Below are 14309 nucleotides of genomic sequence, written 5' to 3' on the forward strand. Positions count from 1 at the left end.
ACAAAATTAGAATGAGTGTCTGTTTTTATCAATTGAATTTTTTAATTATATACTACTTAAAATTTCTGTAAAATTTGTCGATTGATATTACGGTGTTGATGTGCTTGACCTTTATAAAAGCATGAAAAGCTATTTTCAATGACTCATTCAAATACATTGCAGATTATTTAATTCTTTATTATTTTTTGCAATAAATCTGTCATGATAATGACTGAATACACAGGTACGGCGTAAGTTAATCTTATTATCGATAGTTTTTATTGTTTGTAAAAATTTTATACGAATAATTTTATAGAGAATAAATACTTAAATATAGCATTTAGATGAAAATAATCATATTCTGAATATTCAGTTTATATAAGTTTATACAATTTCAATAATATTATCCCATCTCGCTTTTTTTATCTAAGCGGTTTTTTCTACGGCGTACATCTATTATCTAATACATCTATTATCTAAAAAGTATTTTATTGTAGTGGCCACACCCACATTAACATGGGAACAGAGACGACTGCTATTAATATAGCTAATGGGATACCAAAACGTGGATAATCACTAAAACGGTAACCCCCTGGCCCCATTACCAACATATTACATTGATGTCCAATAGGTGTGAGAAAATCACATCCAGCACCTATTGCGACAGCCATTAGGAAAGCTTCAGGTTTATAATGGAGAGAATGCGCAAAGCTTGATGCAATTGGCGCTATTACCATTACTGTAGCTGCATTATTCAAAAATGGTGTCACCAACATTGCTGTAATTAAAATAAGCGCCAATGCTCCAGATGGTGGTAAAAATACAGCTAATTGACTTAACCAATGACCGATTAAATTTGTACATCCTGTTTTTTCTAATGTTTCACTTACTGGAATGAGAGCAGCCAATAATATCAATATTTGACCATCTAGAGTTTGATATAAATTTCGTATCGGAAGGACACGAAAAACAACCATTGCGACGGCTGCTGCAAAGAAAGATAATGCAACTGGAATAATCTGAAAAGCGGTTAAAGCAATTGCTATAAATAAAATAGACAAAGCTGCAAGACTATGTCGTAAATTACCAAACATAATATTACGCTTTGCTAATGGTAGGCATTTTAATTCCCGTAACAAATTTGGAATAACTATATCTTGCCCTTGTAAAACAATTACATCTCCAAGACGGAAAACAATGTCATTAAGCCTTCCTCGAATCCTTTCATGTTGACGGCTTAATGCAAGAATGTTCACATCATAACGCTCAAAAAGTGAAAAATTTTTAGCACTAATGCCGATAAGAGGTGAGTCATGTGAGATAACTGCTTCAATAATATCAATTTCACTGTCTTTATCATTTGTAGGTACAGTGCAGCCATTAAAAAACTCCAAACGGGAAGAATTAATGACAATATCTAAACCTTTATGTGATCCCTCCAATAACACAATGTCTCCTTCAGAAAAAACAAAATCCGGTAAGGGAGAAATAAAGCATTTATTTCTAATAATTTGTAGAACCATAACTTCACCATTTGATGGTTTAACAAGATCAATAATGGTTTTGCCAATAATTGGAGAATAAGCTGGAATATGTACTTCTGAAACATAGTTACGAATATCAATAGCATCATCAAATGATACATTTGGATGTGTACGGATAGGCAGCCGCCAGGAAAAAAACACCAAATACAATACTCCAGAAATAGCAACTACTATGCCAACTGGCATGAAATCAAACATAGTAAAAGGAACTCCTGTCAAACGTTCTTGCATAGCTGAAATAACGATATTAGGAGATGTGCCTATTTGCGTCATAAGACCACCCAATAAAGAGCCAAATGCCATTGGCATTAAAAATACTGATGGTGTAACCTGAGAACGACGAGCAAACTGAAAAGCTATTGGTAGCATGATAGCCAAAGCACCAATATTTTTAACAAATGTTGATAAAAGCATGACAGAGAGAACTAAAAAAGCAAGCTGAAGCCGTATCGATTTCACATCAGGCCATATATGTTGAATAATTAATTCCATCACACCAGAGCGTGATACAGCTGCACTAACTACAAATACACTACCGACAATAATGACAATATCATTACTAAAACCACTAAACGCTTCTTTTGGACTGATAAGACCTACCGTGCAAGCAATCAATAATGTACAAACAGCAACAAGATCATAACGAAATCGATCCCAAATGAAAACAATCATCATGAGACAAATGAGAGAAAAAGCCATTATTTGATCTTCTGTCATGACATTTATCTTTTCCTGTTTTAGCATTATTACAAATACACATATCGTTTTTAACTGTTCCTATCATTAGAAACAAGATCAAACCAAACATGATTGTAATTAATTAAATGGATGATTAAAAATGATCAAAAGATAATATTTGCATATATTTTCTTGTTAATTGTCATAGTTTTTGCAAAAATTAAACTAAAGAAAATTTAGTGATAGTTAATAAAAGTTTATTGAAAGAAATGAAATAATAACTCTACATGGATAAAGTGATAAAAATCGACTGTTGTTTAATGGATGCTGTAGCTTCTCTGAATTGTAAGGTAAGTTATCTGTATTTAGTTATGAATGATAAAACTGAAAGAAAAAAGAATGGCCAATTTTAATAGTCAATATCAAAATGACCACAAGAACTGGTCGATGTATGTCATTGGATTTATCTTTATTTTAGTTCTCATATTTGTTGGGGGATTTTATATAACAAAACCCTATCTAGATAGCTTTATAAAAAAACAAATGGTTCGTCATTCTATCTATGCTGAAACATCGGAGGTTAGTATTATAGGAAAAGTTAACTTAACCAATATTATTTTACCAACTCCTACAGGCATATCACTTAAAATTGGTGCTATTTCAGCTCGTCCACCGATTACCTTCATTCCAGGGAGTTTCACACTTTATAATATTGATTTAAAATATGATAATATTCATTTAAAAATACCAAAAATGTTTATTAGTAATGTGTCTTTAAAGGAAAAAGACATCACAATTAAATCTCGTATCTTGCAACCGCTTATGCGTCTTAATGTTGCATCAATTTTTGCACCAGATCTGTTTTTTTTCATAAACAATGGTAATAAATCAACTGAAGAAATAAGCATAAAGAACTTTCAAATTTCTGATTTTAAAAATGGACAAATTCGTTCTATTGGTATCGACAATATAATAACAAACATAAATCTTGCATCAACAGCTGAAAATGATACTCGGCAAATAGGTTTAATCATTAAAAGTGATGCAATGAAAGCCTATAATATCAATGTTGGTTATGCGCACTCTATCATTTTTGGTACAAGTAAAACGAAGAAAAGCAAGACTGTTATTGGATCTATTGTCTTGGATAATATGATAGTCGATCTCTTTCAGGAAAAAGACAAAAATATCTCTTTTTCTCTTGGCAAGTTTAAAACATCTTGTCTGAAAATGAAACCAATGGCTCACTCACCTGAGCAACTTATTAAAACCTATCTTAATGCAAGAAAGGAAAATAATCAGGAAGGTGTAAAAGCAGTGCGGAATTCTGCTCTCTTAAATAGTCTTTCAGCGATAACTTCTATTAATTTGATCATTAATAAAGCAGCAATTGATATGCCACAGCTTAAAACACAACTTGAGTCATTTGAATTAAGACCAAGTCAATGGCAGCAATCTATACCTCAAAAACTTTTAGTGTCTCTGAATGGTCTTTCAATGGTATCTAAAAGAATGGAAAAAAATGATTTAGATTTTCTTAAAAAAATAAATTTTGAATCTTTAAATCTATCAGGAAAAATTGATGCTTCATATAACGAAGAAAAGCGTACACTTTTCCTAGATGCAATGTCTTTTAATATAAAAGATATAGGGTCTGGAAATATATCAGCAAAAATAATAAATATTGATAAAGCATTTTTCTCAGGTCAAAAAGACGCAATGATTTTTTCTACCCAAGATCTTAGTATACCTGAAATTGATTTGCATTATAAAGATGCTGGATTCATTGATAAATTTTTCTCTTATCTTGCACAGAATCTCAACGATAGTGATAATGAGCATAATCTTAAAGAAGAGCTTTATGATTATTTTTATTTAATAGTAACCGAAAGTTTGAAAATGTTATTAAAAGATCATGATGAATATGAAAATATTTCAAAATCTTTTGGGGACTTTGCTAAAAATCCACAAACATTAACAATTAAAATGAGGGCGAAGGATAATAAAGGTTTTACAGCTGTTGATCTTAAAAATATTTTACAAAATGATTTATCAAATATTTTAAATAAAATGAATTTAACTGTAAAAAATAAAGCATCTTTTTAAAACATGTAATTAATTTCAAATCATTGAGGTGTAAATTAAAAAGCTATCGTTTCTCTTTTCATCTTTATATGATATTATCAAAAATATTACGAAAGCAATCTATAAACAAAAATATATATTAGCAAAATTGTTGATATTTGGAGTTGTTTTATGCCTAATTTATCATCCAATCGCTTACCTAATCGTGCTTCTATTGTAACTAAGAGAGCGCTTTTTGCTATTGAAAGTTTTCTCCATATAGAAGCTCTTAGCGGGATTGTTCTGTTAGTTGCGGCGACTGCAGCTCTTATTTTTGCCAATTCTAAATATATTGCTCTTTATGAAGCATTTTGGCATACATCCCTTGGTTTTAATTTTGGTCATTTTAATCTTTCATGGGATCTACATTTCTGGGTCAATGATGTGCTTATGACTGTATTTTTTCTTGTAGCAGGAATGGAAATTCGGCGAGAAATTCACGAAGGAGCTCTTGCAAATTTCAAACAAGCAATTTTGCCAATTGTTGCAGCAATAGGAGGTGTTTGTTTTCCTGCGGTTATTTATCTTAGCTTCAATTTAAATGGTGGACACACTTATGGTTGGGCTGTCCCAACAGCTACTGATATTGCTTTTGCTTTAGGGATTCTTGCTCTTCTTGGAAAAGCTATACCTCCCAATCTTCATATTATTCTTTTATCATTAGCTATTATTGATGATATAATTGCTGTTTTAATCATTGCATTTTTTTATTCAACCAACCTTGATCCTAGTGGTCTAGCCATTGCATCAGCAGGTATTGTATTAGTTTTATTTTTTCAGTGGATCGGATTTGCATCAGCATGGCTTTATATTGTACCAGGTGCAATTATTTGGTGCGGTTTAATGGTAACAGGGGTTCATCCATCACTTTCTGGTGTAATTTTAGGTATGATGACTCCGGTTTTTCCTACTCGTCATTTCGTAGCTCCGCTCACAATGCTCAGTAATGCGGTAAAATCTCTTCAAGAAAAAAATGATGTTAAAGATCTACACTACGTCTCAATGACATTAAAAAAAGTACGCAAAGGACAACGTGATATGATTGCGCCCGTCATTCGTGTTCAAAAAGCCCTACATCCATGGGTAGCATACGGTATAATGCCAATTTTTGCTTTTGCAAATGCTGGCGTTAGCTTTGCAAATTTTGATCTTTCTTCTGATAAATCATTCTTTATTGTTTTCGGTATTATTATTGGCTTACTTGTTGGTAAACCGCTGGGTATTATAACTGCTAGTTATCTTGCTGTAAAATCAGGCCTTTGCCGCCTTCCGCCTCACATGACGTGGGAAGGAATTTTATTGATTGGATTTTTAGCGGGTATTGGTTTTACGATGTCTATCTTTGTTTCAATGCTTGCTTTTAAAGATATTGTGCAGCTTGATTCTGCAAAAATTGGTGTACTTTGTGGGTCTGGTTTATCTGCTTTTCTCGGTCTTGGATATGGCTTCTTTTATATCAAAAAACATAAAAAAAATATATGATAGATTTTAATTAAAGAAAATAATGATACAATTTTAACCAGATCCTTTAAGAGGGGGGTGCTGTATTTAACTGATATATAATTTTCTCATAATCCTAAAAAATATAATAGTTAACTCTCATAAGTGAGAGCACAATTCCACTGCATAGGGTAACAATTAAACTTACAAGCTGTATAAACTTAAAAAATCCCAAGTATGTAAGACATAATAAGAATAAAATTCAATAGCTGCGTTTTTCTTTATTTTGCGAACAATACGCTGAAATTATATTTTAAGATTCATCTTCAGAAGTATATATTTTATAATGTAGAAGGGTAAAGATATAGTAGTTTTCTGTTTTTTTTCAGAGTTAAAAGCTATTGTATTATTATTATTATTTTTCTTATAATTTTTTTATTTCTTATTGAAAGAAAATTTTTATTTGAGGTGTAATAATATTAAGTTTAGCTATGCAAATATAAAAGGACTAATGCGTTACCTTATATTTAAGCAAGCTAGTAAAAACAAAGCTGATGTTATGATTAAAATTGTATTTCAATTTAGATAGTGCATATTATTTAAGAATAGAGAGTAAAGTTTTCAAATTTAAGTTTAGCACAACCATTTTTGATATTTTGTATATATGAAGATATTTTACAGGATATCTATGGGGTATTAAGAAGAGAATAATACGTATATTAAGCAGAGAATACATACCTAATTCTGGAGATTTTAAAGAGAAAAAATGCCTATTCTTTATCAAGGTTATAAACACCATGTAATGTTCTAACCGCAAGTTCAGTGTAAGCGCTATCAATCAGAATAGAGATCTTAATCTCTGAAGTAGTGATTGCTTGAATATTAATACCTTTTTCCGCTAAAGCCTTAAATGCTGTAGCAGCAACACCTGCGTGGCTACGCATTCCAATCCCAATAATAGAAATTTTTGCAAGATTACTTTCAGATTGGATAACATCAAATCCAATTTTTTTACGATTTTTTTCAAGAAGTCTAACCGCTCTTTCTACATCTGCGGATGGTACTGTAAAAGTCATATCAGTTTTTGAACCATCTTCAGAAATATTTTGTACAATCATATCAACATTAATATGCTCTTCAGCTAAAGGACAGAAAATTGCTGCAGAGATACCTGGACGATCTGCAAGTCGGCGTAACGAAATTTGTGCCTCATCTTTGGCAAAGGCAATACCAGTAACAGTTTGTTGTTCCACAATTTCATCCTCACTACAAATAAGTGTTCCAAGGGGGGTAATTGGATTGTCCATGCTAAGAGCATGAGGATCCTCAAAACTTGAGCGCACAAAAATCCGAACTTTATGAACCATAGCTAGTTCAACAGAACGGACCTGCAAAACTTTTGCTCCAAGAGAAGCCATTTCAAGCATTTCTTCAAAGGCTATTTTGGGTAAACGACGTGCTTTAGGTTCAATACGGGGATCGGTTGTATAGACACCATCTACGTCCGTATAAATATCACAACGATCAGCTTTTAACGCGGCTGCCATCGCAACGGCACTTGTATCTGATCCGCCACGCCCTAATGTAGAAATCCGATTATCTGGAGCTAAACCCTGAAAACCGGCTATTACTGCTACTTTACCTTCCTGAAAATGCTGTATCAAAGAAGATCCATCAATATTTGTAATTCGTGCGCTACCATGAGTATTATCAGTATGAATAGGAATTTGCCAACCAAGCCATGAACGCGCGTTTATTCCCATTGACTGAAGTGTAATAGCCAATAAACCAGCTGTTATCTGTTCACCAGAAGAAACAACGACATCATATTCATAAGCATCATTCAATGGTGCAGCATCACGCGTCCATTGCACAAGTTTATTGGTTGTACCAGCCATTGCTGATACCACCACTGCAACCTCATTACCTGCATCTACTTCCCTTTTAACATGTTGTGCAACATTATGAATACATTCAATGTTTGCAACAGATGTTCCACCAAATTTCATGACAATACGCATTATTTATGACACTCTTACGATTTTTATTTTAGGTACCAATGGGAGTAAAGCTTTATGCTATATTAAGTTTCCATTTTGACATAACCAATATCTATCATTTTCACAAGTCTGATATGTTTATGTAAATTTATGCTTGACTTTAGAAAAAATTCACATGACTTGATAAATCAAGTAAAAGGAGAGCTATATGATAAACGAAACGCCTACAACGATTGATCAGAATGAAATTGATCATTTTTCGCGTATTGCTGCTGAGTGGTGGGATCCACAGGGAAAATTTCGATCACTTCACAATTTCAATCCAACACGCCTTGCTTATATAAAAGAAAAAATCTGTTTGGCATTTAATCGTAATCCTGTTTCGTTTACGCCTTTTGAAGGTTTGAAAATTCTTGATATCGGTTGTGGAGGTGGTTTGTTATGCGAGCCAATGGCACGTCTTGGAGCTACTGTTATAGGAGCTGATGCTGCGCAAACAAATATTGAAGTCGCAAAAATCCACGCTATTCAAAGTGGTCTTTCCATTAATTATCGCACTACTACTGCAGAAGCTCTTGCAAATGAAGGTGAACAATTTGACGTAATTCTTAATATGGAGGTTGTTGAACATGTTGTGAATGTTGATTTTTTTATAGAGGCTACGGCTAAGATGCTTAAACCACAAGGACTCATGTTTATTGCAACACTAAATCGCACATGGAAAGCATGGGGGCTTGCTATTGTAGCTGCTGAATATATTTTAAAATGGCTTCCAAAGGGGACACATGACTATAAAAAATTTTTAAAACCTCATGAGCTTAAAAAAATATTGTGCAAAAATTCCTTATCTATTATTGATGAAATCGGGATTACTTATAATCCATTAACTGATAGCTGGAATCGCTCATGTGATATGGATGTTAATTATATACTTCTTGCAAAACGGTTTTAATAAACACATCACAGAAAATAATTATTGAGCATCTTTCAGAAGAGAATCAAGCTTGCCTTCAGTATCTAAAGCATAAAGGTCATCACACCCCCCAACATGATAGTCTCCTATAAAAATTTGCGGAAATGTATTACGGCCATTGGCTCGTTGCACCATTTGTTGACGAAGAGAAGTTGATGCATCAATATCAGTGTATTTTACTCTTTTTTGATCAAGCAAAGCCCGTGCTTTTATGCAATAAGGGCAGTTAGGACGTGTATAAAGTGTAATTTCTCTCATGATACTCTCCAAATTTCTATATAGATATACTTTAAATAGATTTTCAAAAATAAGGCAAAGAAAAATTATTTTTTAAGACACGCGAAAATGTTAATACATTAACCTGTCGTGCACCTGCATGTTTTAATGTTTTAGTTGCTGTAGTAACTGTCACACCTGTTGTCAAAACATCATCAATAAGCAAAATAGAGCGTCCCTCCAAATACTTTTTAACTTCATTAGGTACTTTAAAAGCATTCTGCACATTCATTTTGCGTTCTTTGGCGGATAAACCAACTTGTGGGCGTGTGTAACGATAACGCACAAGCCAGCCAGGTTTAAAAGGTTTTTTCTTTTTTTCTGCAATGTAACGAGCAAGCTCAGCAGATTGGTTATAACGTCTCACGAAAAAACGACGAAAATGTAAAGGGATAGGAATAATAAAATCACAATCATTTATAATTTCATGTCCAGCAAATATCATCCAGTTTGCCATAAAAGGTGCTAATTCCAAACGGTCACCATATTTCAATCGTGTTGTTAAAACTCGTGCTAAACCTTTATGAACAACAGCTGAGCGTAAAGACGAAAAGGGAGGAGGATTCTGAATAGCTTCACCGCTAAGAAATCCTTCTCCCATATCATATGCAAAAGGAGTTCCCATAACAGGACAATAAGGTTTTGTGATGAACTGAAGATCTTTCCAGCAATCAGAACAAATAGTTCCATAAGCGGAAACAATTTTTGCACATCCATGACAAGTTGGTGGATACAAAATTTTTATTAGGCGCTTGATTAATTTATTCAATATATCACCATTAATCAAAAAAATGTCTTTAAAACACTGTAAATAAGCTATCAAATTACTATAATAATGTGCAGAATTTATTTCATATTTTAGAAGAATAAAATTTAATTTTTAACTATTCTTCTCTTTTATAAAATCTTTTTTTTTCTTTTTGTATTATGCAATTGATATAGTATGTATGAAATAATCCTATTTTAAATCTTATCATGCCATAAATTAATCGTGCTATAAAATATGTCTCATCCTTTTATTTTTGATTACAATTGTATGGAACAATTTCGTCAACGTGCTTTCAAAAGAGCAAAAAAAGGACATGATTTTTTACTTTCTTATGTGGTTGATGATCTCTACAAACGTCTAGATGCTGTGAATCGTAATTTTTCATTAGCTTTAGATTTACATGGTCATACAGGTCTTGCGGTAACAATTTTAAAAAAATTGGGTAAAATTGGTTCTATAGAACGTGTTGAAACCAATATGCTTTACCAAAATTACGACAATCCATTTCATTTGCGTCATCGAGAATTTCTTGATTTTCCTCAACATTATTGTGATCTTATTGTTTCACTTCTTTCTCTGCAGTTAACCAATGATACTCCAGGAGTTCTCAGCCAAATAAAAAATATCCTTAAGCCAGATGGTCTATTTCTCGCTGTTATGGCTGGAGCTGGTACATTAAATGAGTTGCGTGAAAGTTTGCTACAAGCTGAAAATGAAATTTACGGTGGTGTTAGTCCAAGAATTTATCCTTTTGCAGATATTCGTGATGCAGGATCTCTCTTACAGCGTGCAGGTTTTGCTATGCCCGTAGTAGATGTTGAAGATGTCATTATACGCTACAATACGATGTTTGATCTTATGTCTGATCTTAGAGCTATGGGAATGCAAAATGCACTTATTAGTCGTTCTCGACGTTTTGTATCTAAGCGATTTTTCTTTCTCGCTAACGAAATTTATGCAAAAAAATTCAGTGACTCCGATGGTCGTATTCGTGCGAGTTTCTCTTTTCTTTGGCTTTCTGGTTGGGCTCCTGACCAAAAACAACAAAAGCCTATACCTCCAGGATCAGCTCAAATATCTCTTGTAGACTTTTTTAAAAAATAACATGCTAATGTATAAAAATAGTCCATCATGTATTATGTTAAATTAAAGTTGAAAAAAGAATATTTGCTTATTTTAAGACAAGAAAAACTATTTATTCGCATATCATTAAAGAAATTGATGAGAGAATAAAATTGTTTGAGCAATTATATTATAGCTTTTCATTTAAGATATTTAGTGCAAAAAGCACTAAAAATAAAAGAGATGCATCATGATTTTTTCATCGAGAAGTGCATTATATTTTAGACTGTAATTTCGAGAAATCTCCAACATTTTGTGTAACTATCCGAATACGGTCAAGAAGAGCAAGACGATTAGCTCGAATATTGATATTATCATCATTTACAAATACTTTTTCAAAGAATGCGTTAATAGGCTTTTTGAGGAGTGCTAAACTGTTCAGTGCAGATGATAATTCTGTTATATGAATATGATTAGCAATCTTTTTTTCTGTTTCAAGCATTGCTTGATAAAGCTGTTTTTCTTCTGTTTCAATAAAAAGCTCAGGTTTAATTTTGTTTATTATTGTCGTTCCTTTTTTGGTTTCGTTTTCAAGAATATTAATGGCACGTTTTATTGCAATTAAAAGGCTGTCTCCATCGTTGGAGTTGATAAAGAAAGTGAGTGCTTCAACTCGACGTGTAATTAATAAAATATCATCGGCGTCTTTTGTTAAAACGGCCTCAATAATATCATGACGTGCCCCTTCATCTTTGAGATAACCTTTTAGTCGTTCATGAAAGAATGCTAACAAGTCGAGTACAATATTTTCTTTTTTTTCTACAGGCATGTTTTGAAGGTGTGCGCTTTCTGTTTCAGATGTTGCATACTTAACTCTTTGTTGTAATAAAAAATTCATTGCCTGATAGAAAAGCGGTATAAGTCTTATTTTCAAATCATTTGAAAGCATAAGTTTGATAACTCCTAACGCTGCTCGTCTTAATGCGTAGGGGTCTTTTGAGCTTGTTGCTTTTTCATTAATGAACCAAAAACCAATGAGTGTATCAATTTTATCCGCTAATGCGACTGTTACCGCAATAGATTCAGTTGGAATACGATCTTTAGGTCCTAAAGGCTTATAATGGTCTTCAATAGCTTCAGCTACAAGAGGATTTTCTCCTTGAAGTAATGCGTATTTTCGTCCTATCAATCCTTGTAGTTCAGGGAATTCACCAATAATTTCCGTTTGTAAATCAGCTTTTGCTAATACTGCTGCACGTTTAGCTAATATAGAATCTGCTTGTACTAAGGGTGCAATTATTTGTGTTAAAGCAGCAATTCTTTCTATTCTTGCGCCTTGTGTTCCTAATTTAGCATGGAAAGTAACATTTAAATAGTCAAGGTGTGCTACTCGCTGATCAAGAGGTTTATTTAAGTCAAGATCAAGCTTTTTAGCTGAAGATTCTAAATGTATAGTGTTAGGTAAATTACACTGATCTGTTTCCCAAAAATAGAGCGCATCAGAAAGACGAGCATGTACAACCTTACTATTTCCCTTAGAAATTTCTATTCCTTTGTCACTGGCGAGGATATTAGCAACGAGAATGAAATAGTTAGAGAGTTTGCTCTTTTCACCTCGTTTGCGTGTTACAAAGCATTTTTGATGCGTTTGAATAGTCAAGCGAATAATTTCTGGAGGAATACTGAGAAAAGTTTTGTCAAAAGTGCCCATGAGGACAACAGGCCATTCAACGAGTCCTGAAACTTCTTCTAAAAGAGCCTTATCTTCAACTAGTTCCAAGCCATTTGCAAAGCAAAGATTTTGAATATCTGCTAGAATAATGTCTTTTCGTCTCTCTGCATCTAAAATAACTTTATGGTTTTCAAGTTGTGAGACATAGTCATCAAAACGGCGTACTTGGATAGGTTTTCCATTACTTAAGAAACGATGACCATAGGTTAAATTATTACTTTTGAGGGAACCAACTGTAAATGGAATAATTTTTGTTTCACCTATTGCTGATCCCAAAACACACAGAATGTTTTGTAAAGAGCGTATCCATCTTAAGGAGCCATTTTTTGCTGACTCTTGTCCCCAACGCATCGATTTTGGCCATGGAAAATTATAAATAATATCAGGTAAAATATCTGCAATAATTTCTTCGGCTAAACGACCTTTTTTAGTTGTTTTAGCGATATAAAAGTTACCTTTTTTATCATCATGTGCAATGTGCACTTTGGAAATATCATTTAGACCTGTAGCACGTAAAAAAGCATCAATAACTTGTTGTGGTGATTGTACATTAGGTCCTTTACGTTCTTCATGAACATCTGACGAGCTTTTAGAAAGACCACGTATATTTAATGTTAATCGACGAGGAGTCCAATATTCACAGGCTGCTTTATAAGTTAAGCCTGCATTAATAAGTTTATCTGTGACACATTTTTTAAGATCAGAAGCAGCTTTGTGTTGCATTTGAGCAGGGATTTCTTCACTAAAAAGCTCAAGCAGGAGATCAGGCATTATACATCTCCATTTGTGGTTATATTACCAGCTTCTGTTAATAAAAAGGCTTCACCGCAGCGGCGTGCAAGATCACGAACACGAAGAATATAATTTTGTCGTTCAGTGACGGAAATAACACCACGTGCCTGTAAGAGATTAAAAATATGGCTTGCTTTAATACATTGATCATAAGCTGGAAAGACGCATAAGTGGAAGTTATTTTCTTTATTAGGTTTTCCAGCATCAAGAAGTGCGATACATTCACGTTCTGCGTCAATAAAATGTTGTTGCAAAAGATCAATATTAGCAAATTCAAAATTATAATGTGAATATTCTTGTTCGGCCTGTAAAAAAATATCACCATAACTTATTCGATCTGCACCATCTAAGCCATTAAAGTTAAGATTGTAAACATTACTGACATCTTGAATATACATTGCTAATCGCTCAAGCCCATAAGTGATTTCTCCTGAGACTGGAGCACATTCAATGCCACATACTTGTTGAAAATAAGTGAATTGAGAAACTTCCATTCCATCGCACCAGCATTCCCATCCAAGCCCCCAAGCACCAAGTGTTGGACTTTCCCAATCGTCTTCAACAAAACGTATGTCATGAAGTTTTGTGTCAAGGCCAATAGCTTGTAGAGAGCCAATGTAAAGCTCTTGTAAATTGGGAGGAGAGGGTTTGAGAAGCACTTGAAATTGGTAATAATGTTGCAGACGATTAGGATTTGTACCATATCGGCCATCTGTTGGACGTCGGGTAGGTTGGACATAAGCTGCTTTCCAAGGACGTGGGCCTAATGAACGTAGTGTTGTCGCTGGATGAAATGTTCCAGCTCCTACTTCCATATCGTAAGGTTGCAAAATTGCACATCCATGTTGAGCCCAGTAATTTTGCAGACTTAGAATAAGTCCTTGAAAAGAACGCTTGGGATTTAAGTTTGAGGGTAGATTCACTCTTTGAATACCATTTT

General features: G+C 33.5%; 10 protein-coding genes. 4 read left to right on the forward strand and 6 right to left on the reverse strand.

The window, feature by feature from the left end; all coding sequences use genetic code 11:
• Positions 1–467 precede the first annotated feature (467 nt).
• Positions 468–2240, reverse strand: a complete 1773-nt coding sequence (locus Bho11B_RS02715) for an SLC13 family permease (protein WP_078673597.1) — start codon at positions 2238–2240, stop codon at positions 468–470.
• A 360-nt stretch (positions 2241–2600) separates the two neighbouring features.
• On the opposite strand from Bho11B_RS02715, the gene Bho11B_RS02720 reads away from it, so the two are divergent.
• Both Bho11B_RS02720 and nhaA read left to right on the forward strand, forming a co-directional pair.
• A complete protein-coding gene (locus Bho11B_RS02720; protein ID WP_078674139.1) occupies positions 2601–4307 on the forward strand; it encodes a hypothetical protein in 1707 nt (568 codons plus the stop codon).
• 150 nt (positions 4308–4457) lie between these two features.
• A complete protein-coding gene (gene nhaA, locus Bho11B_RS02725; protein WP_078673599.1) occupies positions 4458–5807 on the forward strand; it encodes a Na+/H+ antiporter NhaA in 1350 nt (449 codons plus the stop codon).
• A 728-nt stretch (positions 5808–6535) separates the two neighbouring features.
• Here the strand turns inward: nhaA and Bho11B_RS02730 are convergent.
• Positions 6536–7789 (reverse strand): aspartate kinase, encoded by a 1254-nt coding sequence (locus tag Bho11B_RS02730; RefSeq protein WP_078673600.1) that lies wholly within the window; start codon positions 7787–7789, stop codon positions 6536–6538.
• Positions 7790–7973: 184 nt separating this feature from the next.
• On the opposite strand from Bho11B_RS02730, the gene ubiG reads away from it, so the two are divergent.
• The gene (gene ubiG / locus Bho11B_RS02735; protein ID WP_078673601.1) at positions 7974–8717 is read left to right on the forward strand and encodes a bifunctional 2-polyprenyl-6-hydroxyphenol methylase/3-demethylubiquinol 3-O-methyltransferase UbiG; all 744 of its coding nucleotides are present in this window, start codon (positions 7974–7976) and stop codon (positions 8715–8717) included.
• 21 nt (positions 8718–8738) lie between these two features.
• Here the strand turns inward: ubiG and grxC are convergent, their stop codons facing one another.
• Together grxC and Bho11B_RS02745 are read right to left on the reverse strand one after the other, a co-directional pair.
• Complete coding sequence (grxC, locus tag Bho11B_RS02740) at positions 8739–8996, reverse strand: glutaredoxin 3 (RefSeq protein ID WP_078673602.1); 258 nt, start codon at positions 8994–8996, stop codon at positions 8739–8741.
• A 43-nt stretch (positions 8997–9039) separates the two neighbouring features.
• On the reverse strand, positions 9040–9783 hold the full coding sequence (locus tag Bho11B_RS02745) for a ComF family protein (RefSeq protein ID WP_235692190.1): 744 nt from the start codon (positions 9781–9783) through the stop codon (positions 9040–9042).
• A 234-nt stretch (positions 9784–10017) separates the two neighbouring features.
• On the opposite strand from Bho11B_RS02745, the gene Bho11B_RS02750 reads away from it, so the two are divergent.
• Positions 10018–10887 carry a methyltransferase domain-containing protein gene (locus Bho11B_RS02750; RefSeq protein WP_078673603.1) on the forward strand — a complete coding sequence of 290 codons (870 nt, stop codon included), beginning with the start codon at positions 10018–10020 and terminating at the stop codon, positions 10885–10887.
• Positions 10888–11119: 232 nt separating this feature from the next.
• Here Bho11B_RS02750 and glyS read toward each other — a convergent pair whose 3' ends face one another.
• A complete protein-coding gene (glyS, locus tag Bho11B_RS02755) occupies positions 11120–13348 on the reverse strand; it encodes a glycine--tRNA ligase subunit beta (protein WP_078673604.1) in 2229 nt (742 codons plus the stop codon).
• Positions 13348–14292, reverse strand: a complete 945-nt coding sequence (locus Bho11B_RS02760) for a glycine--tRNA ligase subunit alpha (protein WP_078673605.1) — start codon at positions 14290–14292, stop codon at positions 13348–13350. Before Bho11B_RS02760 ends, glyS begins: the two co-directional genes overlap by 1 nt.
• Positions 14293–14309 lie beyond the last annotated feature (17 nt).

This window comes from Bartonella sp. 11B, assembly GCF_002022625.1.
Taxonomy (GTDB): domain Bacteria; phylum Pseudomonadota; class Alphaproteobacteria; order Rhizobiales; family Rhizobiaceae; genus Bartonella; species Bartonella rochalimae.